The organism is Quatrionicoccus australiensis (assembly GCF_020510525.1).
In the GTDB taxonomy this organism is placed as follows: domain Bacteria; phylum Pseudomonadota; class Gammaproteobacteria; order Burkholderiales; family Rhodocyclaceae; genus Azonexus; species Azonexus australiensis_B.
Window position 1 is genome coordinate 1687511 of record NZ_CP075188.1, and the last position, 23403, is coordinate 1710913.

At 62.2% G+C, this 23403-nt stretch carries 21 protein-coding genes; 5 read left to right on the forward strand and 16 right to left on the reverse strand.

The genetic code is table 11. The features are described 5' to 3' along the window. The first annotated feature begins 135 nt into the window (after positions 1–135). On the forward strand, positions 136–516 hold the full coding sequence (locus tag KI612_RS07980) for a DUF3597 domain-containing protein (protein WP_226443282.1): 381 nt from the start codon (positions 136–138) through the stop codon (positions 514–516). Positions 517–579: 63 nt separating this feature from the next. Then, on the forward strand, positions 580–1944 hold the full coding sequence (locus KI612_RS07985) for a leucine-rich repeat-containing protein kinase family protein (protein WP_226443283.1): 1365 nt from the start codon (positions 580–582) through the stop codon (positions 1942–1944). A 194-nt stretch (positions 1945–2138) separates the two neighbouring features. On the opposite strand, the gene KI612_RS07990 is transcribed toward KI612_RS07985, so the two are convergent. After that, the gene (locus KI612_RS07990) at positions 2139–3110 is read right to left on the reverse strand and encodes a LysR family transcriptional regulator (RefSeq protein ID WP_226443284.1); all 972 of its coding nucleotides are present in this window, start codon (positions 3108–3110) and stop codon (positions 2139–2141) included. A gap of 6 nt (positions 3111–3116) precedes the next feature. On the opposite strand from KI612_RS07990, the gene lysA reads away from it, so the two are divergent. Beyond that, a complete protein-coding gene (gene lysA / locus KI612_RS07995; protein ID WP_226443285.1) occupies positions 3117–4367 on the forward strand; it encodes a diaminopimelate decarboxylase in 1251 nt (416 codons plus the stop codon). Between the two features lie 57 nt (positions 4368–4424). Here lysA and KI612_RS08000 read toward each other — a convergent pair whose 3' ends face one another. From KI612_RS08000 to KI612_RS08050, 11 genes are all read right to left on the reverse strand, one after another. Next, positions 4425–4736, reverse strand: coding sequence for a type II toxin-antitoxin system RelE/ParE family toxin (locus tag KI612_RS08000; protein WP_226443286.1), 312 nt, complete (start codon positions 4734–4736; stop codon positions 4425–4427). Positions 4737–4738: 2 nt separating this feature from the next. After that, on the reverse strand, positions 4739–5023 hold the full coding sequence (locus tag KI612_RS08005; protein WP_226443287.1) for a ribbon-helix-helix domain-containing protein: 285 nt from the start codon (positions 5021–5023) through the stop codon (positions 4739–4741). 62 nt (positions 5024–5085) lie between these two features. Next, on the reverse strand, positions 5086–6279 hold the full coding sequence (locus tag KI612_RS08010) for a Wadjet anti-phage system protein JetD domain-containing protein (protein WP_226443288.1): 1194 nt from the start codon (positions 6277–6279) through the stop codon (positions 5086–5088). Continuing rightward, positions 6276–9650, reverse strand: coding sequence for an ATP-binding protein (locus KI612_RS08015; protein WP_226443289.1), 3375 nt, complete (start codon positions 9648–9650; stop codon positions 6276–6278). The genes KI612_RS08010 and KI612_RS08015 overlap by 4 nt, the downstream gene beginning before the upstream one ends. A gap of 6 nt (positions 9651–9656) precedes the next feature. After that, positions 9657–10286 (reverse strand): retron Ec78 anti-phage system effector HNH endonuclease PtuB, encoded by a 630-nt coding sequence (gene ptuB / locus KI612_RS08020; RefSeq protein WP_226443290.1) that lies wholly within the window; start codon positions 10284–10286, stop codon positions 9657–9659. Beyond that, positions 10287–11777: an AAA family ATPase gene (locus KI612_RS08025; RefSeq protein ID WP_226443291.1), complete on the reverse strand. Its 1491-nt coding sequence runs from the start codon at positions 11775–11777 to the stop codon at positions 10287–10289. Positions 11778–11823: 46 nt separating this feature from the next. Beyond that, positions 11824–12498, reverse strand: coding sequence for a DUF4194 domain-containing protein (locus KI612_RS08030; RefSeq protein ID WP_226443292.1), 675 nt, complete (start codon positions 12496–12498; stop codon positions 11824–11826). Positions 12499–12500: 2 nt separating this feature from the next. After that, a complete protein-coding gene (locus KI612_RS08035) occupies positions 12501–13955 on the reverse strand; it encodes a DUF3375 domain-containing protein (protein WP_226443293.1) in 1455 nt (484 codons plus the stop codon). 3 nt (positions 13956–13958) lie between these two features. Then, positions 13959–14171, reverse strand: a complete 213-nt coding sequence (locus KI612_RS08040) for a hypothetical protein (RefSeq protein WP_226443294.1) — start codon at positions 14169–14171, stop codon at positions 13959–13961. Next, positions 14168–14290, reverse strand: a complete 123-nt coding sequence (locus KI612_RS08045; RefSeq protein WP_226443295.1) for a zeta toxin family protein — start codon at positions 14288–14290, stop codon at positions 14168–14170. Before KI612_RS08045 ends, KI612_RS08040 begins: the two co-directional genes overlap by 4 nt. Positions 14291–14299: 9 nt before the next feature. Further along, entirely contained in the window at positions 14300–16204 is a 1905-nt protein-coding gene (locus KI612_RS08050) for a B12-binding domain-containing radical SAM protein (protein ID WP_226443296.1), read from the reverse strand. Positions 16205–16292: 88 nt separating this feature from the next. Between KI612_RS08050 and KI612_RS08055 the strand changes: the two genes are divergently transcribed. Beyond that, positions 16293–17150 carry a type IV pili methyl-accepting chemotaxis transducer N-terminal domain-containing protein gene (locus KI612_RS08055; protein WP_226443297.1) on the forward strand — a complete coding sequence of 286 codons (858 nt, stop codon included), beginning with the start codon at positions 16293–16295 and terminating at the stop codon, positions 17148–17150. 27 nt (positions 17151–17177) lie between these two features. Here the strand turns inward: KI612_RS08055 and KI612_RS08060 are convergent, their stop codons facing one another. Further along, on the reverse strand, positions 17178–18077 hold the full coding sequence (locus KI612_RS08060; protein ID WP_226443298.1) for a patatin-like phospholipase family protein: 900 nt from the start codon (positions 18075–18077) through the stop codon (positions 17178–17180). A 104-nt stretch (positions 18078–18181) separates the two neighbouring features. Continuing rightward, the gene (locus KI612_RS08065) at positions 18182–18595 is read right to left on the reverse strand and encodes a hypothetical protein (RefSeq protein ID WP_226443299.1); all 414 of its coding nucleotides are present in this window, start codon (positions 18593–18595) and stop codon (positions 18182–18184) included. Positions 18596–18743: 148 nt separating this feature from the next. Here KI612_RS08065 and KI612_RS08070 point away from each other — a divergent pair, with 148 nt between their 5' ends. Continuing rightward, on the forward strand, positions 18744–20084 hold the full coding sequence (locus tag KI612_RS08070) for a GGDEF domain-containing protein (RefSeq protein ID WP_226443300.1): 1341 nt from the start codon (positions 18744–18746) through the stop codon (positions 20082–20084). On the opposite strand, the gene KI612_RS08075 is transcribed toward KI612_RS08070, so the two are convergent. Together KI612_RS08075 and parE are read right to left on the reverse strand one after the other, a co-directional pair. Continuing rightward, positions 20064–21095 carry a phospholipase A gene (locus tag KI612_RS08075; RefSeq protein ID WP_226443301.1) on the reverse strand — a complete coding sequence of 344 codons (1032 nt, stop codon included), beginning with the start codon at positions 21093–21095 and terminating at the stop codon, positions 20064–20066. The two genes, KI612_RS08070 and KI612_RS08075, sit on opposite strands and share 21 nt — an antisense overlap. Positions 21096–21419: 324 nt before the next feature. After that, positions 21420–23369, reverse strand: coding sequence for a DNA topoisomerase IV subunit B (gene parE, locus KI612_RS08080; RefSeq protein WP_226443302.1), 1950 nt, complete (start codon positions 23367–23369; stop codon positions 21420–21422). Positions 23370–23403: the final 34 nt, after the last annotated feature.

The following is a 23403-nucleotide window of genomic DNA, read 5'->3' on the forward strand; positions in this document are numbered from 1 at the left end:
ATGCCCGCCGCCATGTGCGAATTTGTAAAGCGCGCTTCATATAAATTCACCTAGGTTGTCGTCAAGTGTCGCTAGGATCGAAGAGGTCCGGGCTGGCCCGGGCCTCTTCGATCAATCAGTCGCAAAGGAAAGACTATGGGAATCTTCAGCAGCATCATGGCCAAACTGGGTTTTGGCGAAGACAAGCAGGAAGCGGTAGTCGCCGCCGCGCCGGCCGCCGTCGAGGCAGCGGTAGTCGCCGCACCGGTGGCGATCAGCGAGGTCGATGTTGTGGCCAAGCTGGAAACGCTGGCCAAGGCGCATGCCGAAAAGCTCAACTGGAAGGTCTCGATCGTCGATCTGCTGAAGCTGCTCGGGCTGGATAGCAGCCTGGCGGCGCGCAAGGAACTGGCGGCCGAACTGGCTTGTCCGGCCGAGAAAATGGGCGATTCGGCGCAGATGAACATGTGGCTGCACAAGACGGTGCTGCAGAAGCTCGCGGCAAACGGCGGTAATATCCCGGCCGATCTGCTCTGAGCGGTTGTTGCCCGATTCCGAAGGCCCGCCCGGTGCGGGCCTTTTTCATGGGAAGGGCTGGATTTGAATACGCTGCAACAACTCAGGAATGGCGAACTGGCCGGCGCCCGCCGCCTGCAACTGAACTGCGGCCTGACCGAATTCCCGCGCGAGATCTTCGCGCTCGCCGACTCGCTGGAAATCCTCGATCTTTCCGGCAATGCGCTGACGGCGCTGCCTGACGACCTGCCGCGCCTGCACAAACTGCGCGTGATTTTCTGCTCGAACAACCCGTTTACCGAATTGCCGGCCGTGCTCGGGCGTTGCCCGCAGCTCGACATGGTTGGCTTCAAGTCCTGCCGCATCGAGTCGGTGCCGGCCGCCGCGTTGCCGGAAAAGCTGCGCTGGCTGATCCTGACCGATAACGTTGTTGCCGAACTGCCGTCCGCCATCGGCCGCTGCTCCCGCCTGCAAAAACTCATGCTGGCCGGCAACCGGCTGACGGCTTTGCCGGCCGAACTGGCCGAGTGTGGCAATCTCGAATTGCTGCGTATCGCGGCCAACCGGCTGACCGCCTTGCCGGACTGGCTGTTCGCGCTGCCGCGCCTGTCCTGGCTGGCCTATGCCGGCAATCCTTTCTGCGAAAACCTGCTTGCCGTGGCGGTCGAACGTATCGACTGGGCAGAATTGACGCTCGGCGAAAAACTGGGCGAGGGCGCTTCCGGCGTCATCCATCGTGCCGGATGGCAGGCCGGCGAAACGACGCAGCCGGTGGCGGTCAAGCTGTTCAAGGGCGCGCTGACCAGCGACGGCCTGCCGCAGAGCGAAATGCACGCCTGCCTGGTGGCCGGGGAGCATCCCAATCTGATTCCGGTGCTCGGCCGCATTGCCGAACACCCAGACAATGTCGACGGGCTGGTCATGGCCCTGATCGGCCACGGTTTCAAAAACCTGGCCGGGCCGCCCAGCCTGGAATCCTGCACGCGCGATGTCTATGTCGCCGATCCTGCTTTCAACCTCGACGCCACACTGCGCCTGGCACACGGGATTGCGGCCGCCGCAGCGCATCTGCATGCGCAGGGTGTCGCGCATGGCGATCTCTACGCCCATAACATCCTGCATCTCGAAGACGGTACGGCGCTGCTTGGCGATTTTGGTGCCGCGTCGCCGGTCGACCGGGGCGATGCAGCACAGGCGCTGGCGCTGGAGCGCATCGAGGTGCGCGCCTTCGGCTGCCTGCTCGAGGAATTGCTCGCCCGCTGCCGGCCAGCGGTCGACGCGGAAAAAACGGCAAAAATGCTTGGCGAACTGCAACTGCATTGCGCTGACGAAGCACCGGAACGCCGGCCGCTGTTTGCCGAAATCGAGGCGAAGTTGGCGCAGCTTGTTGCAATGAACAGCCCGAATCCTGGTGATTCAGCGATGTTTGCTGCCCAAGTGCTGTCTTGATTGGCCGCCGACCCTGCTTTCGCCGCTTATCTGAAGGCCGTCACCGAGGCCGATGTGCTCGTGGATATGGAAAACCGCATCGTCGCCCCCACGTCGTTTTCCCCCTAGCAAACGCTTTAGCGTTTGCGCTTCCGCTAGCATCCTGCGAGGCGACAAGACTTGGGGTATGGCCGGGATGCGGCCAGCTATGGAACTCATGGCGAGTGATGGTGGTTCAAGGCGGCACAGGCTTTGCGGACGGTGTCTGCGAGAACGCCCTGCAGGGGGTGCGGAGCTGCGATGTCCGGAAGAAGCATATTCACCTGGTAACCGATGGCAACGGTAAGCGGCCGCACTACTAGGTCCGGTCCGCTGAGTTCCAGTGCGGTGAGCGGGTTTACGATGGCAACGCCCAGGCCCTGACGCACCATGGCGCAGACGGCCACTGCGCTCGTGGTTTCAAGCAGGGTTGCGCGATGTACTTTAGCGTCCTCGAACATCGCATCAATGGCGGTTCGATACGGGTCGCCAACCGCGAGACTGATGAAGCGCTCGCCTGTAAAGTCGCGTGGTTGCAGTCGTGCCTTGCGGCACAGGCTGTGATCACGTGGCAAAACAGCCACTTCATTGACTTTCAGTAAGGGCTGCAAGGCAACTCCAGCAGGTGCCTCTTGGGTTTCACTCAGTCCCAGGTCAAAACGCTGTTCACTCATGGCTTGCTCCAGCCAGGGCGACTCTAAGGGATGCACGCTGACTCCTAGTTCAGGATGTGCATGTGAGAGATATACCAGTGCGCCGGGTACCAAGGCATGGGCCAATGCCGGCAAACACGCAATGCGCAAGCGACCTGTCGCTTGCGTGCGCAATTCGCTGGCGCGCGCTGCGATCTGTTCCAAGCCTATAAACGAGCGTTCTACTTCCTGCATCAGCGCAAGTGCCCGCACGGTAGGTCGTAATCGGCCCCGCACCCGGTCAAAAAGGTTAAACCCCAGTAACTGCTCCAGACGACCCAGCTCGCGACTCAATGTGGGCTGGCTTGACGCGCACGCGTCAGCTGCACGCCCCAGGTTGCCGTGCAGCATGATGGCGCGAAACATCGTCAGCTGGCGATGAGTTAAATTCATATCAATATTGAATAGGTGGACAACAAGAATAGCATTGATTGAATTGACTATGATGAGGATCATCCACCCATGAACCCTTTTACTCCCGCTACTATCGCTCCTTTGGCCCAGCAGTTCGGTACCCCGCTGTGGATCTATGATGCCGCCACCATTACGCGCCAGATTGCCGCTCTGCGGTTGTTTGACGTAGTGCGTTTCGCTCAGAAAGCCAACTCCAATACACACATCCTTCGCCTCATGAAGCGACAGGGCGCAGTGGTGGACTCGGTGTCTTTGGGTGAAATCGAACGCGCGTTGGCTGGTGGTTTTACGCCGGGCTTGCACAACGGGCACGCAGACATCGTGTTCACGGCCGATCTGCTGGACCGCGCTACGCTTGCGCGCGTGGTGGAACTCAATATTCCCGTGAACTGCGGCTCCATGGACATGCTGGACCAATTGGGTGCGGTCAACCCGGGGCACCCGGTGTGGCTACGCATCAACCCAGGTTTCGGGCATGGCCATTCCAAGAAAACAAATACCGGTGGCGAGCATAGCAAGCATGGCATCTGGCATGGCGACCTAGTACGCGCCTGCGAAAAGATCAAGTCCAACGGCCTGGCCTTGCAGGGTCTGCACATGCACATCGGCTCAGGCGTGGACTACGCGCACTTGCAGGAAGTGTGCGGTGCCATGCTGAAGCTGGTAGAGGTAGTGAATGCGCAGGGTTTGGACCTGCACGCCATCTCCGCGGGCGGCGGTCTGTCCGTTCCCTACCAGGCCGGTGAACCCACGATTGATACGGCGCACTACTTTTCATTATGGGATGCAGTGCGCCATGCCGTGGAACAACTGCTGGAGCACCCAGTGAAACTGGAAATAGAACCGGGCCGCTATTTAATGGCCGAGTCCGGCGTGCTGGTCACCGAGGTACGCGCCACGAAGCAACAGGGCGCCAACCATTTTATGATGGTTGACGCCGGCTTCAGTGATCTGGTTCGCCCGGCCCTATACGGCGCCTACCACGGCATGGAGTTGATCCACTCTGATGGCACAGCGGTTAATGGCCTGCAGTTTGACACGGTGGTTGCCGGACCTCTGTGCGAGTCGGGAGATGTGTTTACGCAGGGAGACGGTGGCGTGGTGTTGCACCGCTCCTTGCCGCAGGCGCAGGTGGGAGATCTGCTGGTGTTGCACGACACCGGTGCGTATGGCGCCTCCATGTCATCGAACTACAACGCGCGCCCGCTGATTGCCGAAGTGCTGATGGAAAATGGTGAGCCCCGGCTTATTCGACGAAGGCAGACGGTGGCTGAGCTGCTCGCGCTGGAGGCGGTGTAAGGCAGCACACAATGGCCTTGTCTTGATCGCTGTTTGAACGACCGGTCGCCGATCCGCTTACGGCTGTTGGCCGCTGCGTTCGGCATAGCCCGCCTCGCGCTGGCTGCGTATGGCAAGAACAAAAATGGTGTCGAGCTCGACAATGTACCGGTACAAAGCGACATAGCCATGCGCGCGTCGGCCAATGATCAGTTCCCGCAAGTCCTTGCCCAGGGGGCGGCCGATCAGGGGATTGTGTTCCAGTACGTTGATTGCTTCGATGATTTCGCGAATTCGCTGGGCGGAATTTTCAATCTGATATCTGGCAAGGTGATCGATAACTCGATCAAGATCTTCCCCGACCTCCGCTGCCAGTTCGATTCTGGACATCTTCAGGGGGCCAGTTTGCGGGGCTGCGGACGCTGGGCGGATTCTCCGTCCAGACGCGCTTCCAGATAGCTGCGCATTTCCTCCCAGGCAACGGCTTTCCCGGTAGCTGTAATGTTGGCATAGCGGGCTTCGGCCTGCGCCTCAAACTCGGCGCGCTGTTCTTCCTGTGCCGCCTTTTCCGCAATGGCTTCGAGAATGAAGCTGTGTGCCGTGGTGCCGGAACGTTTTGCGGCGGCGGCAACGCGGCTTTTCAGGTCCTGCGGCAGGCGTATCGTTGTCGTGGTCATGATGACCTCCTGCATTTAAGTTGCCGATAAATGTAGCACGGCTGTGCTACTCGGGGTGCGGCTCAATTCTGAGCGATGCTTTTCAGAGCAGCTTGCAGCAGATCATAGGGGATACGTTCCTGTTCCAGTCTGAGTTTGTTGCCCAGCCGTTGGTCGCGCAGATCGTCGTAGAGCGTCTGTTCATCGGCCGTCAGGTGGCATAGTTCGCGTTGCTGCGGCAGGGGCTCGTCGCCCCAAAGGGCGCTATGGGCAAGAAAGGTCTGACGATCCATGAGCAAGGATTCGACGTGTGGGAAGTGGCTGCGCAATTCGTTGAGAATGGCAAAGCCGTGGGTGTCGATATCGCCCCAGTAGTGAATTTGGCAGGCGTGCAGCCAGGCTGCTTGCGCCAACGTGGCAAAGCCGTAACCGGCGCCGAAGATGAGCAGTGAGTTCGGCACGGCCGGGAAGGCGAGAAAGTTGATTTCGTTTTCGGTGATGAAAACCCGGTCGACCGTGCGGCCGAGGCCGGCAAAACTTGTGGCATCGAGCGTCAGATCGGCCTGACCCAGCGCCGGTAACGGCGAGCAGGCCGGGTCAAGCCAGCGCAGGCGGATGCGCTCGGGTTTGTCGAGAAAGCCGTAGCGGCGGTTGAACTGGTTGATGCCGTTGGCGCCGGCGTCGATTCCGGATTCGGGCAGGACCAGGTCGAGCAGCTCGCTGAGCACGCCACGCTGGGCTTCGACAAACTTGCTGTGCACGCCGGGAATATCCATCTGCCGCAGGTAGATGCCGGGGCGCGGGTGGGCGAGCAGCCAGTCGGTGACATCGAGTAGCTTTTCCCAGACTTCGGCGAGTTCGAGCGCACGCAGCGGGCGTTTGGTGAGCCAGGCGAGCAGTTTGGGCTGGCGGGCGGCGGTCGACGCGCCGATTTGCGCAAAAATGCGGGCTTCCTTCTGTTTGCCGAGCAGGGCGACGGCGCTAACCGCATCGTCGAGCCAGACTGCGCCCGGCAGGCTGTTCTGGCCGAAAACCTGGTGCCGGAAGTCGCGCATTTCGAGCCGCAGATGCGACATGGCGCGTAATTGCTGGCTCCACTCGCGGACGGCGGCAAAGTGGTCGCGCAGTTCGCTGGCACTCGGCGTCTTTAGCGTCAGGCGGCGGGGGACGATCGATGTGACGCCAGCTTCAGCCGGGAGCAGGGCGGCCAGGATGTCACCCCTGTCCCACCAGCGTTGCACCTGCTGGCGCAGATCGGCCGGCGTGCTCCATTTCATCCGGCCTGCCTCGCCTTTTCTTCCCGGTAGGCTTCGATGGAGAGATTGCGCAGCTTGGAGTCGCGGCCGTTTTCGTTATGCACGAAGCCGACGCTGGAAACGTAGGGTTCGATGATGTGGATTTTCTGCAACGGCGTGACGATCAGGAGTTGCAGGTTGAGCTGGGCGAACAGTTTGAGGCCGTATTGCGCCGATTCGTCCGAGCCGCGCCCGAAGGCTTCGTCGATGACGACGAAACGGAAGGAGCGCGAACGTGCGGCCCCCCATTCCAGCCCGAACTGATAGGCCAGGCTGGCGGCGAGGATGGTGTAGGCGAGTTTTTCCTTCTGGCCGCCGGACTTGCCGCCGGAGTCGGAATAGTGCTCGTGCTCGCTGCCGTCTTCGCGCCAGCGCTCGCTGGCCCCGAAAATGAACCAGTTGCGCACATCGGTGACCTTGGCGGTCCACCGCCGGTCGAGTTCGGATTGCCCGTCGCGACCACGAAAACGGTCGATGATGGCTTTTACCTGGAGAAACTTGTTTTCCGAATACTGGGCGTCATCCGAGCCGCTCAGCGCATTTTCGGTGCAGGCGCGCAGTTCGCCCTGGAAGTCGCGAATATCGGCATCCGGGCTGGGCTGCGCTTCGAGGACGATGAAACGGCCAGGGTTGTAGTCGATCTGGGTCAGCGACTGGTTGATCAGGGTGATGCGGTCGCGGATTTCCTCGCGCTCGCGGGCCAGTTGCGCGTTGAAATTGGCGATCTCGTTGATGGTGTTGACGTTGAGCAGATCCTTGAAACTGGCTTCAAAGCGCGGCAGGTCGTCGGTCTTGAGTTTGTCGAGCAGTTTTTCGTACTCGAAGGCGGCTTCGACGCTGGCGTCGATTTCCGCCGTTTCCAGCTTGAATTCTTCCTTGAAGGCGGCCATCGCCTTGACGATCTTCTCGGCGAGTCGGCCCAGGGCGCGGGTTTCCGCATCGATGCGGGCTTGCAGCCAGTCGCGCATGTCGCGTTCGCGGTTGTCGCAGGATTCGACGGTCAACTGGTGCTCGCCGAGGGCTTCACTGCGCAGGGGGTCGAGTTCGAGCGCGGCCTGCGCCATTTCCGGGGCGGGCAGGCTGGCGATGATCTCGCGGGCCTGGCTGGCCAGCTCTTCGGCGGCTTCGCGTTTGGCACGCAGGCCGCCGCGTTCATCGCTTTTTTCGCGAATCGCGCTTTCACTTTCGGCGAGCGCCGTCTGCGCCAGGGCAAGGCGTTCGCCCAGTTGTCTGAGCTGATCGGAAGCACTTTCCAGCGCACGTTTTTCGTCGCTCAGACGGGCAATCTCGCTGGCGACGGTCGACCAGTCGATTTCCCGGAAATCGCTGAAAATTTCCAGTTTCGACAGGGCTTCGAGGCGCCCGGCCAGCGCTACACGCTCTTTCTGCAAGCCGCTGATCTGTCCGGCAATGGCCGCCAGGCGAATTTCCAGTTGGCGCGTCTGGTCGCGGAGTGCGGCGATCTTGGCCGTGTTGGTCCAGCCCAGCACATAGCGGCTGCGGTCGTCGAGGCGGTGCCGGTCGTCCTTTTCATGCCGTTCGCCGGGTGCCTTGATCTGCCCGGCGCGGGTGATGGCGCGGGTTTCGCGGCGGAATTGCTCAGGCGTCGCGCAGCAGGCGACATTGAAGCGCTGCGCCAGTTCGTGTTCCAGCCAGTCGTAGAACGGCGAATCGGGCTTGATCGACAGCTTGCGGGCCAGCGAATCGCGGTGCAACTCGGGCAATTCGCCGCGTTTGCCGGTGCGTACCCGGTAATAGACCAGGTGGCCGCGCAGATGCGTGCGGTCTACCCAATCGGCAACCGCTGCGTAGTGCGCATCGGGCACCAGCAGAGAAAGGCCAAAACTGCGCAGCAGACGCTCGGCCGCGCCTTCCCAGTCGCGCTCTTCCTCCCGGACCTGCACCAGTTCGCCGGCAAAGGGCATATCGTCCTCGTCGAGTTCTAGGGCTTCGCACAGGGCAGTACGCAGGGCGATCTGCTCGGCCGTGATGTTGCTGCGCCGGCTTTTCAGGCTGAGGATTTCGCCGCTCAGGGCATCGTGCTCCAGCTTGCCCTGGCGCAGGCTGACGCCTTGTTCGGTGAGTGCATTCTGGATTTCCGCTTCCCGGCCGCGCACTTCTTCGAGGCGCTCGACCAACTGGCCGCGCTGGCAGGCGAAAGCGTTTTCGTCGGCGGCGCCGGTTTCGCCGAGTTTGGCGACAAGTTCGGCGTAAAGCCCGGCTTTCTGTTGGCGCCGGTTGCGTTCCTGTTCGAGCCGGCCGATTTCGTTGGCCAGGCGTTCGAGGCGGTCGCCGCCGTTGTCGGCGATGGCCTGTTTCAGTTCGTTGATGTCGCGCTGTTGGGCGAGGCGTTTGTCTTCCAGACCCTGGATGTGCGCGTCCAGCCTGGCGCAGTCGTCGGCCAGTTTGCCCAGACGCTTGTCGAGCAGGCGGAGTTTCAATCCGGCAAAGTAGGGGCGCAGCCATTCGCGTGCCTGCCGTAGCTTGTCGATGGCTTGCTGCAAAGCGTTGTGGCGGCTGCAATCGGCGATCAGCGGCGTGAGCAGTTCAAGCTGCCGCTTGGCCGCCAGCACCGCTCGATGCGCCCGGTTCAGGTCGTCGAAATGGCCGATCAGCGCGGCGATGCGCGGTACGACATCAAACGCTTCGAGCATGTGGCTGCGCACGAAATCGGTCAGGTTGCCGACCGATTTCATCGATACCGTCTGATGGAACAGTTCCAGCGCCTGCTCGCTTTCGATGCCGAAACGGCGCCGGAACCAGGCGCCGTAACGCGGGAAACTGTCCTCTATTTCAGCGCCCTGACTGCGCAGGCGTTTGCGCAACTGGGCGATGTCGCTGCCGAAATTGGCGAAATCGACGGCGATGCCCAGGTCGCGCTCGGCCCCGACAAAAAAGCGCGCCGGCTGGCCCTGCGCTTCCTTGAGCCAGAAAACCTGGGCCAGCGTCACCGTCTGGTCATAGCCGGCATTGTGGAAGACGCCGAGAATCACCGAGTAGTTGTTGGCATCGCGCAGGCTGACCGGCTTGGCCGAGCCGGTAATCTCGTTGCGCTCGGACTTGTAATGGCCGAGCACGTAGGAGCGCAACGACCGCTCCCGCGCATCGGCTCCGGCCGCCTTGTTGTAGGCAATGCGCTGGGCGGGCACGAGCAGGGTGGTGATGGCATCGACCAGGGTCGATTTGCCGGAACCGATATCGCCGGTTAAGAGGCTGTTCCGGCCATCGAGATTGAGCGTCCACACCCGCTGGTCGAAGGTGCCCCAGTTGAGGACTTCCAGACGTTGCAGGCGAAAGCCGGAGAGGGTGTCGTCGGCGAGGAAGTCGAGGGAGAGGGCTTGAGGAGTATTCAATGGGGTTCAGCCCTGGCGGGTGAGAACGTGTTTGATAGCGGTGGCAAAGGGGAGGTGGGCTGTTGCCGCGATTTCTTGCTGCAACAACGGCATCCATTCTTCTTCCTTGAAGCTCTCGGCGAGTGCGGCAAGATATTCGGCAGTTTGTACGTAGCCGCAAATTTCTCTATGCCGGATCGGCTTCAGGGCGGCGTCGAGGTTGAAGATGCGGATGGTTTCCCTGGCTCGGTTTTCATCTTCCGCTGACAAACCTTTGCGCGGGCTGACGCCGCCGTCCGGGGTAAAAACCAGGAAGCGTTCCGGGTCTTCTATGTCGGGTTTGATGAGTACCGCCGGCGGGTAAGTGCCAATACGATCCTTGTGCTTGCCGCAGGAATTTTCCCGGCTGCACGAGCCGAACAGGTTGGACCAGGCGAAGGTTTGTTTCGGATCGCGCCCTTTTTGCCGGAAGTGCTCGATATGCCGGTCCTCCGTTGCCATGTTGCCTTCGCAATAGGCGCAGCGTTGGTCTTGCATGACCCCCAGTTCGGTCCAGATGTCATCCTTGTCCGTTTTTGTGACGGCATCCCAGTTGTGGGTGCCGTGCCGATAGCTTTTCAGGCAGCCAGGTGCCTTGCCGCGAATTAGCTGGCGCATTCAGTCGGCCCTTTCAGCGTCTTCCTGTGGACGGTCCGGCTTGAATGCGGGTAAAGGCAGCTTTTGCTTGAAGGCTTGCAGGCGGATCAGGCGGTCGCATTCGCGGATGACAGGATGATCACTGCCGAAATGCTGTTCGATGGCCATGCGTAATTTCAGGCCAGCATCGTCGGTATGGCGATTCTGCTGAATCATGGCGTGATAGGCGGAAACATCCTGTGCTTCCGGCAGATCAGGGATGGGATCAACCCCCATAATTTCGGCAAGCAGGTCGGAACTGGCGACGCCTTTGGTCTGCTGACGTGGTCGTTCGACGACAACGCCAATGGCATCTTCGCTGAGGTGCAATTTGCGAATGCACGCTGCGTCTACGCTGGTTAAAACTTGCGGGCTGTGCGTGGTAACGACGAACTGGATACGCGGAAATGCTTGTTGCAGTTGGCCAAGGACGACTTGTTGCCAGCGCGGGTGCAGGTGCATGTCGATTTCGTCGATCAGCACCACGCCGGTGGTTTCCCGTGCTGCAGCACCGCCGAGGTGGGGGTTGAGCTTGACGCAGCGATAGGCGATGTCGCCGACCATGGCGAGCATGTTGCGGACACCGTCGCTGAGCGCGTCGACCTTCATGATCCCGTGTTCCGGGTGGTGCAAAATCAGCGAACGTTCATGGAAAAAGCTGTATTCCAGTCCGTGCCAGCCGGTGACTGCTTGCAGCATGGTGTCGATAGATTGGCGGACAACGGCGAGTTGATCCTCAATCCCGGAAAGTATCCGGGCATCCTGAGTCGAATTGGAGGGGCCGCTGAGTTTTGCGCCTCCTGACAATGGGCTTTCGTCGAGCGAGAAGATCATTTCCTTGCGGGCCGAAGAGGCCCAGCCAAACCATTCCTTGAAATGCAGGAAGGAAGATGCCGGATCGAGGCAGTTGCGATAGCCAAAGGTGCGGATGTAGAAATCTGTTTTCGTGGAGTCGTCTTTGACACGCGTTTGCTGGGTCAGCTTCTTGTTGGCATATAGACGGCCGGTACCGTAGTAGCCGAAGACCGGAAGATTGAGTGTTGGCTTTTCCGGGGCGCGAATTTGCTCCTGAAAATCCTTGGCACGCTGACGCATGAAGGCAGTGTCACCGGCGTCCTTGGTTTTCGAGTGCTCACTTTCTTGGTCGCGGTAGCGAATCCAAGTGCAGTTCGGGCCGCTGCCAAAATCACCCGTTACGATAACTTTAGTTGGAAGCTGACGCGCCATATCGTTGGCGTTCATTCGCAACAGGCGAATGTCGTCGATGGGGATGCCGTAGGAAGGGTCATTGAAGCGGCTTTTGGCCAGATCAAAACTACTCACAAATGGCCACAGTGCAATCCGGATGGCGTCCAGTACACTCGATTTGCCCAGCCCGTTTTCCGCTACCAGAACTGTCATTTGCGGGTGCAGGTCGAGTTCCAGAGCGGCGAAGCAGCGAAAATTCTCAAGGGCGATCTTGCTCAGGCGCATGGCTTAATCCTGTGGGGGTCCGGTGAAGGGCGAATTGGCGAGCATTTTAGGCTTTGTTCATGTCGCTGTGTGACGCAGCGGTTTCGCCCGCCAGTGCCGCCCGGTATTCCCCCAACCTATCATCAAACTCCGCCAGCCACTGCGCATCGACAAAAGCCTTGAGAATGCGCCTGACCTCGAAGTTTCCTCCACCGGCTGCGCTGCTACCAGCCGCCGGTTTTAGCCGGCGCAGGAAACCGAGGTCGACGATCTTGTTGATGTGGGTGTCAATCTGGTCGATCAGGCGGGCTTCGTTGCTGCTTTCCGGGAGGAAGAGGCGGAGCAGTTCGACGATTTCGTCGCGGGCCAGGATCAGGCGGGTTTGTTCGCCGCTGGCGTCGAATTCGGCGAGTTTCTTGCGCAGCAGGGCGAGCAGCAGGCTGACCGGGAAGGAGAGTGGGCGGCGGGCGATCAGGCGGGGCAGTTTGTCGGTTGGGTTGCCATCTTCCGCCTCGATTTCCGGTCTGGCACGCAGGAAGGCGTAGCCCTCGGCTTCGTCGAGCACCAGTTCCAGGCCGAGCACGGCGATATGGTCGCGGACGCGCGCTTGCAACTGGATCAGCGCGTTCCACAACGGGGCGTCATTTTCGAGATAGAGCACGCCCTTGAGCAGGCTGATGACGAGGCTGGAAAGCGCGTTGGCGCCGGGTGGGGATGGAACGTCGCTGGGGTTTTCGTTCATCGTTATCTCACGAAAATCACGCGCGGCAGGCGGGCGCGGCGGGTGACGGGGCTGGGGCCGGGGTCGTCGGCCTGCCAGGTGATCAGTTCCGGCGTGTTTTCATCGACCACGGCCTTGAACTGGTCGCTGCCCAGTTGCAGATAGGCAACGAGTTCGGCCAGGCCGTGGGCGAGCGGGTGGCGTTCGCTGATTTCCTTGAGGGTGATCTGTGAGCGATCCTGCAAGGCGTGGCGGATGTTGCCGGCGAGCTGCGCCTTGTCGACGACGGTTTGCGCATACAGTGCGCTGGCGTCGATTTCGTCTGCGTCGAGGACCTCGGCCAGCTCGGCGATTTTCGGTTTGCGGCGCGGCGTGTGCAGCGGTCGCTCTATCGGCAGTTCGATGTCGGCTGCCGTGTCGGCGATGTGCATGAATTCGCCGCTCGGCGCCTGGCCGCGCAGGGCGAGGGCCTTGCTTTCGATGCCGTGCAGGATGTCCATGATGCGCCGGTTTTCCAGCCAGGCCTGGTCGTCGAGAAAGCGGCGCAGTTGTTGCGAGAGCTGGGCGACGGTGCGCTGGGTGTGTTCGCCGGCCTCCAGCCAGTCGTAATGGACGCGGCGGGTGCGGGCCTCGGGTTTGAGTTCGCGCACGGCTGGCAGGGCAAGGATCTGGTCGAGGCGTTCGGTGAGTTCTTCCTGGCGCTGGCTCGACATCAGGAAATCCCAGAAGGCGCGGAAACTGCGGCCCTGGTCGGAATCGCCGATGGCATCGCGCTCGCCCATGATTTCGCCGAGCAACTCGCCTTTGCTGCCTTCCCACAAGGCGATGCGCTCGCGCACGCGGCGGTCGAGGCGGCGGAAATTGTGTTCGACTTCACGAAAGTCGCCGAGCAGTTCGCGGGCGATCTGCTGGAATTGCTGGAAGCGGTCGCGCAGCGCAGTGTCGTCGAGCAAGGGAATGTCGCCGCCCAGTACGCGGCTCATTTCCGCATCGATTTCATCGCGCCGGGCCTGCAATTCGGCGATGCGCCGCGCAGGATCGGCCTGGCTGCCTTCGCTCATCTGCTTGAGCAGGTCGAACAGGGTGAGCAGGCGCGATTCGGTGCCGACGAAACTGCGCTCGGTCAGGCTGCCCAGCCAGGCGATGGCTTTCTCGGTGGCCGGCGTCAGGTCGAATTGGGTTTCGTCCGAGCCTGGCCGGTAGAACTTGCGCAGCCAGCCTTTTTCCGGACTGGCCCAGTCGTTCAGGTAATCGCTGGCAGGTTTCGGATAGGTGTCCGGACCAAGCTGCTCGCGCAGGGCGAACAACTCATCTTCGAGCGCTTCGGCCAGATCGGCAGCAGGCAATACTCTCACATTGGGGGCAATGAAGGCGCGATGCAGAAAGCTGGCGATCAGCGGCGCGTGGTCCGAGCGCAGCAGGCGCCAGGCCGGGTGATGACTGCGCAGGGCATCGAGGGTGGGAAAGTCGAGGTTCAATGCCTATTTTTCGTTGTAAGGGGCTGGTGTTTGTTGCAGCATTGAAACGCTTTCTTTTTGCGGCTGACAGTACTCGAGAACGCCATCGCGGCTGATTACGATGGCTGTTCCCGTCTGCTCGGCAATTTCACGGGCGCGTTGGGCGGCACGTTGCAGGGCGACAAAGGAAAGGCGCAGATCGGCGTCGCGGGCTTGTTCAATGGGTTTGGGGTTCAAAACTCATCCTGGTCGAGCAATGCGGTTGTGCCCTTATTGGGCAGGAACTTGCGGGCAAAGGTGGTTTTCCCCGCGCCATTCGGGCCTGCGATGATAATGACGCGTGGGTTGTTGTCCATCGGCGGATACTATCTGTCGTTCAAGGCCTTGGCAATGAAGTGCCGCCCGACGCGCGGTTTCGGTACGCGCTCGTCGAACCAGGCGCGCACGTCCTCATCGAGCCCGATGCCGTGCATGTAGTTGTAGAGCGCCTTGTTCAACGCGCGGCCGAGGCTGTCGTGGTCGACGCCGGTCGGGTCGAAGAATTCGACGTCGTTGGTGGCAAAAGTGATCGGCGGCAGCGCCTTGAGCTTGATGCCGTATTCGGCCGGATTGAGACCGACCGGAGAATGCACGGTGCACGCGAAGCGGTGGAAGAAACCGGACTGGATGCAGCCTTCGGCGAACAGCTGGCGCACGTATTCGAGCGCATCGACCGTGTCCTGCACGGTTTGCGTCGGGAAGCCGTACATCAGGTAGGCATGCACGAGGACGCCGGATTCGCTGAAGGCACGCGTGACGCGGGCGACCTGGTCGACCGAGACGCCTTTTTTCATGAGCTTGAGCAGCCGGTCGGAGGCGACTTCGAGGCCGCCGGAAACGGCGATGCAGCCGCTGTCGGCGAGCTGGTTGCACAGTTCCGGCGTGAAGGATTTCTCGAAGCGGATGTTGCCCCACCAGGAAATCGCCCGGTTGCGCTTCTGCAATTCCTCGGCCATGGCCTTGAGCGCCTTGGGCGGCGCGGCTTCGTCGACGAAATGAAAGCCGCTCTGGCCGGTTTCGCCGATGATGGTCTCGATGCGGTCGACCAGCGTCGAAGCCGCAATTCCGTCGTAACGGCCGATGTAGTCGAGGCCGACGTCGCAGAAGCTGCATTTCTTCCAGTAGCAGCCGTGCGCCACGGTCAGCTTGTTCCAGCGCCCGTCCGACCACAGCCGGTGCATGGGATTGAGCATGTCGAGCAGCGACAGGTAGCGGTCGAGCGGCAGGCCGTCCCAGGTCGGCGTGCCGACGTCGGCGAAGGGCACGTCGGGCTCGCCGGTGGTGAAATAGCGGACCTGGCCGTCGATGCGCGTGAAGGTGCGCACGAGATTGAGGCGCGGCCGCTTGCCGGCGAGATGTTCGAGCAGCGCGATGATCGGCTGCTCGCCGTCGTCGAGCGTGACGTAGTCGAAATAGTCGAAGACGCGCGCTTCCTTCAATTCACGCAATTCGGTATTGACCCAGCCGCCACCGAGCGCGACGACGATTTTTGGATCGTGCGCCTTGATCGCCTGCGCCATGCGGAAGGCGGCATAGACGGAGCCGGGGAAGGGTACGGAAACCAGCACCAGACCGGGCTGGTGGCGGTCGACGGCCGCTAAAGTCAGTTTTTCCAGCGTTGCATCGACCAGGGTTTTCGGGGCCGCCAGGGCGCGTGCCAGCGGTTCGAAAGTCGGTTGGCTGCGCGCCAGCGATTCGGCGTAGCGGACGAACTCGAAGCGCGAGTCCACGGCGTCGCGCAGCACGTCGGCGAGGTCGTCGAGATAGAGCGTCGCCAGATGCCGCGCCCGGTCCTGCACGCCGAGCGAGCCGAAGGCCCAGGCCAGCGGGTCGCCGCCCTCGTCGTCGATGTAGTTGTCGAGCGAGGCGAAGCGCGGCCCTTCGGGCAGGAACTGGCGGCCGCAGATGCGGTGGCCGATCGACGGATCGCGCCCTTGCAGGAAGGCAACGGCCGGCGTGACGCTGGCCAGATAGCGTTCGAAATTGTCGACGAAGCAGTGCAGGCTGGGCGTGCGCTTTTTGGCCGGCAGGGCCAGCACCTTTTCATGCATGGCGCGCAGGCCGGCCGGTGAAAAGAGTTCCAGCACCAGTTGCAGCGCGATGTCCTCCTGCACCGCGTCGACGCCGCGCGAACGCAGGAAGCCGGTCAGGTAGGCGGTGGACGGATAGGGGGTGTTGAGCTGCGTCATCGGCGGGATGACGGAAAGGACGCGGAGATTGGTGGCGGGCATGGGGCGAATGATAGCAAGGGGCTGTAAAGCGCGTGACATCTTGGCGTGCTCCAATGCCCTCCCCGATCACGCTTGATACTGTTTCACGATGCCCCGATTCTGTTTGACCGGCACGACCTGCCGCAGCATTTTCCTTGTTTTTTCCCTGTTGACCGTTGCGCACGCGCAGCCGTCGGTGGCCTCCGTGCCTGCCGTGCGCACGGCCGATGGCAGTCCGCTGGCGCAGGATATCGCCGCCGCCGGCCGGCTGCGCATGCAGTCGCAGCGTCTCGCCAAGCTCTACCAGCAGGCGGTGATGGGCCTCAATGCCGCGCCGGCGCAGCAGCAGATCGCGCTGGCCGTCAGCGACGCCGACAGCGAGTTCGGCCGCCTGGCGCGTTACGGCAAGAAATCGGCGATACAGCGTACCTGGTCGCGCAGCGATGCACTGTGGCAGGAATTGCGCGCAGTGCTGAAAAAGGCCCCGAATGCGGCGTCGACCGAGCGGGTCAATCAACTCGCCGATGAATTGATGATCCACACCGGCAAGCTCGCCATGCAGATCGAGGCCGAGGCGGAAACGCCGGTCGGCCGGCTGCTCGACCAGTCATCGCGCCTCAACATGCTGGCCCAGCGCCTGGCCCGGCTTTACCTGCAGGCGCAGGGCGGCGACCGTTCGCAGGGCGTGCTGACCGACATCGAACAGGCGCGCCGCGAGTTTTCCACCGGCCTGCACGAACTCGACACGGCGCGCGAGAATTCATCGGTCAGCCGCGAGAACATTGCGCTGGCCAAGAACCAGTGGATTTTCTTCGACAGCGCGATCAGCCGCATGGGCAACACCGGGCGTGATGGCAAGGCAACACTGGATGTCGCCACAAGCAGCGAGCGCATCGCCCAGGTGCTCGATGCGACCAGCGCGCAATACGTGCGCGACTACGCCGAAGCTTCGCGCGCCGCAAAATAAGGCTAGGCGGCGCGTCGACCGCTACGCCTAGCGCCCGAGCTTCTGGCGGATCGCCGGCAGCGCGGCCAGCGCGGCGCGTTCGCCTTCGAGCATGGCATCGTGGCGGGCGGTGAAGTCCCAGGATTTGACGTAGGGCAGCTTGGGGCGGATGACGATGTCGGCGTCGCGCATTTCGTTGCGGCCGATGACGCCGCCCATGATGGTCGTGGTCTGCCACAGAATGCTGCTCAGGCTGTCCACCGGTTGACCGTCCGGCTGGGCCGAAATATCGACGGCGATGACGAAGTCGGCGCCCATCTCGCGTGCTGCCTGCACCGGCACCGGGCTGGTCAGGCCGCCATCGACATAGCTGTGGCCGCGGAATTGGGTCGGCTGGAAAACGCCGGGCACGGCGGCCGAGGCGCGCACCGCCATGCCGGTGTCGCCGGTGCGGAAGACGACGCGCTCGCCGGTCTTCAGATCGGTGGCGACGGTGGCGAAAGGCTTGCCGAGTTTTTCCAGCGGCCGGTTATGCAGGTGCTGGTTGATGAAATCCTGCAGCGCTTCGCCCTTGAGGAAGCCACGCCCGCCGAAGGTCCAGTCGGCGAAGATCTTCTCGTCGAGCTGCTGCGCGATCTTCTGCATTGCGAAGGCGTCATTGCCGGCTGCGTAGAGCGAGCCGACGACGGCGCCGGCACTGGTCCCGACCACGTAGTCGGCGACGATGCCCTGCGACTCCAGCATCTTGATCACGCCGATATGGGCAAAGCCGCGCGCCGCACCGCCGCCCAGGGCGAGGCCGATTTTCAGCTTGCGTGGCGGGTCGACCGCTGTCGCTTGCGGTTTGGCGGGCTGCAGCGTGGTGCAGGCGCCAAGGCAAAGCAGGGCACCGGCGAGCAGGATGCGCCGGCGGGTTGTGGCGAGGGAGGAGATGATCTGAGCGGGCATGGGGAGGGGCGTGGTGAGTGGCAGGCGGCGATTTTCCCATGTTCGCCGGAGGGTTATGGTATCCGCTTGTGACGCCGGGTCATCCTGCCTGACCGGAGTCGGTTTTATTCCCAGGTGCTGCTGCTATCGGTCATCGCTTCCAGTAGTTCGATTTCGCGGATACGTACGGCGATGCCCGCGGCGTGCGGAGCAAGCGTTCTCGGGAAGGCCGGAGCGTACCAGGTGCCGGTTTCGACGATGGCGTTGGCGCCCAGACTGCGGGCTTGCTCACGCAGCATTCTGATCACGTCGTCCTTGTTGCCGAACCAGCGGGAATACGCCCAGACTGATTCGATGACTTCGTAAGCGCCGGAGGGCGGTAGCGACTTCCCGGTAACGAGGATCTTGTCGCCGCGCAGTGCCTGCTGGCCGAGACTGTCGGAGCGATAAGTCGGGGCGTAGGTCTGGGCCGTGGCGCCGCCGAGCGAAGCGGCGAGCAGCAGGATGGCGAGGGCGGGACGCAGCGTGCGGGCGGCCATGGTGTTTCCTTTGCCGGTGAGGGAGGAGCGGATCGTTTTTGCCGTCATGCCGCGCATGATAGGGGAAAGCGGGGCGCACCAAAACCTCCTTGCATGCGATTTACGAGTTAGAGTTTGAAGTTGAACAACAGCAAAAGGAATCTGCCGCATGCCGCAAAAAGCCAGCGACCCCAATGTCTCGATCATCGGCCGGGTGTCCATCAGCCACCTGTTGCTGGTGATCTTTCTGGTTGGTTTGCTGACATCCTCGCTGGCGGTGTATTCGACCTTCGTTTCCTATCGCGTCGGCGCGGTTCGGGAAATGGCCAAGGCCGACGGTCAACGCATTTCGCACCTCGTTTTCGAGCACTTCTATTCGGTGATGCGCAAGGGCGCCAGTCGCGACGAGATCGATGACCTGGTGCATCACATCCAGAACCAGTTGCCCAATTACGAAGTGACGATCATCCGTGGCGAACCGGTCGCGCGTCAGTTTGGCGACCGTCCCGGGCAGGCTGACCTGCGTGCTCACGACCCGGTGCTGCAGAACGCCATGAAAAGCGGCGACGAGTATTCGGGCTTCCTCGGCAACAACCTGCGCTACCTGTTTCCGGTGCGGGTCACCGGCGAGTGCATCGGTTGCCATTCGCAGGCCGAGGTTGGCGAAATCAATGGCGTGATTTCGGTCAGTGTGCCGTTGGCTTCACTGGAAAAGCCGCTTGCTGCCTTTGCCTACCCGCTGATGTATCTGGCGCTGGGCCTGGTGATGATGCTGTTGCTGGTGATCTTTTTTGCCCTGCGCCGCCGGGTCAGTCAGCCGATAGTCGAGCTGGCCGGGCATGTTTCGGAAATATCCGGCGCGGCTGACTTTTCGCGCGAGGTAGTGCCGGGCAGTGACTGGCCGAAGGAAATCCGTGGCCTGGCCGACAACTTCAACGGCCTGCTCGGGCAGGTACGCAATTCGCAGGCGCAATTGCGCGAGATCTCATTGCACGATCCCCTGACCGGTCTGTTCAACCGCCGCCATTTCGATGCCGTGATCGAGCAGGCCAGTCAGGATGCCCAGGCTGGTGCGCCGGGTTTCTCCGTCCTGCTGATCGATCTCGATCGCTTCAAGCCGATCAATGACGTTTATGGCCACGCAGCCGGCGATGCCGTGCTGGTCAGCGTCGGCAAGTCGCTGCTCGGTGTGGTCAGGGAAAGCGATCTGGCGGCCCGGATCGGTGGCGACGAGTTTGCCGTGATCGCCTTGACGACGGGTTATGCGGAAGCGCTGGAACTGGCCGAGCGCGTGCGGCAGGCCATCGAAACGCCGCAGATGCGCTTTGCCAGCGATCAGGTCAGTGCCCGTTGCAGCATCGGCGTCGGCAGCTACCCGGACAGCGGTTTGCGCGCTTCCGACCTGATGCATGCCGCCGATCTGGCGATGTATGCCGACAAGCAGGCGCGGCGTGCTGCCGGCGTTGAAGCCGTCATCCGGCAGCCCGGCTCAGTACCACTCGAGCAGTGAGACGCCGACGCCGTAGTAGTTGGCGCGGTGGTTGTAGTCGATCATGCTCTCGCCGTAGCCGGAGAACCATTGCAGATGGCCGCGCAGTTCGCCGGCAATCGGGAAGGCATAATCCAGTTGCAGGGCGCCACGCCCGTCGCGCCCGCCCTCCAGGTTGTGGCGCAGCAGCACGGAAAACTGCTGCTTGCCCCAGCGTTTGACCAGCTGCACATCGGCCCGGCCGAGATAGCTGGAAATATCCGGGTTGTCGTCGTTGACGGCATTTTCCGGAATCCGCCACCACGGGCGCAGGGTCAGGGTCCAGTCATCCCTTTCCAGTGCCACTGCAGCAATCACCCGGTTCCAGCTGCGTGACAGCGGCAGCGAGCGGCCGTTCGACTGGTGATTGACGCCGAGCGAGACGTAACGCGCCCGCCAGCCGGCCAGGTTGTAGTCGGTGCGCCAGACCAGCATCGCTTCCGGCTCGTGGTTGGTCTCGCGGAAGGGCCGTGAATTGGCGCCGGTGTAAACCTGCCAGCGCGACGACTGGGTATAGCCGAACCACAAATCGCCATTGCTGCCGAAAATGTCTTCGTAGAGCTTGGTCTTCAGGCTGATCTGCAGCTTGGCCTCGTTGCTGCTCAGGTCCACGTCTTCACTGCTGTGCCCCGCGGCCGGCGAACTCGGCTTGCGGTTGGCGTTGGTCGCGTGGAACAGCGGCAGGGCATAGACCGGCTTGTACGGCCGGATGCGCAGGATGTGGCCGCGCTCGCCGGGATCAAGCTCCCAGGCCTTGCCGAGCAGGGAGTCGCTGCCTTCCTGCATTGCGGTCGCTGGCGGCTTGAGGCTGGCGGCGGTCGACGTTGCGGCCGGCGGCTTTTCCGGCAGCGTTTCCTTGTCCAGCCCGTCGTAGCAGGCGAGGCGCTGGCCGGCGTCGGCGATGCGCCGGCAGTCGGCGAGCGACTCGGCGCCGGCATGCGGCGCAGCCAGGATAAGAAGGGACAGCAGGCTCAGGCGAGGAATGGCAGGCATGACGTAAATCCGGCAAAACGACCATGAAGGGACGGGCGCGTGCATGATAGGCAAGGTGCCGGTCGGGGCAAGCGATGCGCCAACCGTTTTACCCGGATTTACCTTGTTTGGGCAAATGCCTTTGTTGTTTGGCCGGCTTAGAGGCTGTTCACGATCTTCCGAAAGTCATGAAACCGGGCTGCGGCATTATTTGATACGTCTGTAAAACCCCTCCCGACCTCCCCTTAACAGGGGAGGAGCCCCCCAAATCGCGCACCGGCGAGCTCCCTCCCCTGTTAAGGGGAGGGCTGGGGAGGGGTTTGAATGACAAGCATGAACAGCTTCTCAGACGTCCGCTTCGACCAGGCCGCCATCCTTTTCCATCCAGGCGCGGCGGCCGGCGGCTTCGCCCTTGCCCATCAGCAGGGTGAAAGTCGCGGTCATTTCCTTGATCGTTTCGCGGCTGGCCTGGAAGGGCACGAGGCGGCGGGTGTCCGGGCAGAGCGTGGTTTCCCAGAGCTGGTCCGGGTTCATTTCGCCGAGGCCCTTGAAGCGGGAGACGGTGATCTTGTTTTCCGAGACGCCTTCGTCGCGCAGCTTTTGCAGGGTCTGCAGCTTTTCCGCTTCGTCCAGGCAATAGACCTTGCGCGTGTGGCCGCGCGCCTCGACATCGACGCGGAACAGCGGCGGCTGCGCGACGTGGATGTGGCCGCGCTCGACCAGCGCCGGGAAGTGCTTGAGGAAGAGCGTGAACAGCAGCACCTGGATGTGCGAACCGTCGACGTCGGCATCGGACATGACGATGATGCGGCCGTAGCGCAGGCCGGAAACGTCGATGCTGTCGAGCTGGTCGATGCCGTGCGGATCGACGCCGATGGCGACCGAGATGTCATGCACTTCGTTGTTCTTGAACAGCTGGTCGCGCTCGACTTCCCAGGTATTCAGCACCTTGCCGCGCAAGGGCAGCACGGCCTGGGTTTCCTTGTCGCGGCCCTGCTTGGCGGAGCCGCCGGCCGAGTCGCCCTCGACCAGGAAAACCTCGTTGCGGCTGATGTCGTCGGATTCGCAATCGGTCAGCTTGCCGGGCAGGGTGGCGATGCCCGAGGACTTCTTTTTTTCGACCTTCTGCGTCGATTTCATGCGGTTCTGCGCCGCCTTGACCGCCAATTCGGCGATCTTCTTGCCGAAATCGGCGTGGCTGTTCAGCCACAGCTCGAACGGGTCGCGCACCATCTGGGTGACCAGTTTGTAGGCGTCGCGCGAAGTCAGCTTTTCCTTGGTCTGGCCCTGAAACTGCGGGTCGAGCACCTTGGCCGAAAGCAGGTAGGTCATGCGGCCGCAGACGTCTTCCTGCGCCAGTTTGACCTTGGCGGGCAGGATGGCGTGGTGTTCGGCGAAGGTCTTGACCGCCTCGAAGACGCCGGCCTTGAGGCCGGCTTCGTGCGTGCCGCCGTCCAGGGTCGGGATCAGGTTGACGTAGGATTCCGGCTTGCCGCCGCCTTCCTCGAACCAGGCCAGCGCCCAGGTCGCGCCTTCGCCGACCGCGAAACCGTTGGCCGTCTCGACATATTTTTCGCCGACGAAAATCGGCGCGACCGGCGTGCCGACCATCATTTCGTTCAAGTAATCGGCCATGCCGTTCTGGTAGCACCAGACCTTCTTTTCCTGGCCTTCGATGTCCAGCTCGACGGTGACATTGGGCATCAGCACGGCCTTCGAGCGCAGCAGATGCTCCAGTTGCGCCAGATTGACCTTGGGCGAGTCGAAATACTTGGGGTCGGGCGAAATGCGCACGGTCGTGCCGGTGTTGCGCTGGCCGACCTCGCCGATGCGGGCGAGCGGTTCGACGACGAAGCCGTCGGCGAAGACGATGCGGTGCACGCCGCCGCCACGCTTGATTTCAACTTCGAGGCGCGTCGACAGCGCATTGGTCACCGAGACGCCGACGCCGTGCAGGCCGCCCGAGAAACGGTAGGCGTTGCCCGACTCGGTCTTGTTGAACTTGCCGCCGGCGTGCAGCTTGCAGAAGACCAGTTCGACGGCCGGGCGGCCTTCTTCCGGGTGGATTTCAACCGGGATGCCGCGGCCGTTGTCGGAAACCTCGATCACGCCGTCGGCGCCGATGCGCACCGAAATCTTCTTGGCGTAGCCGGCCAGCGCCTCGTCGGCCGAGTTGTCGATGACTTCCTGGACGATGTGCGTCGGGCAGGTCGTCCTGGTGTACATGCCGGGGCGTTCCTTGACGGGCTCGAGATCTTTCAGGACGCGGATGGAAGAGGCGGAGTATTCAGTCATCGGTTTTCAAAAACAGGCAATTTTGGGTGTCGAC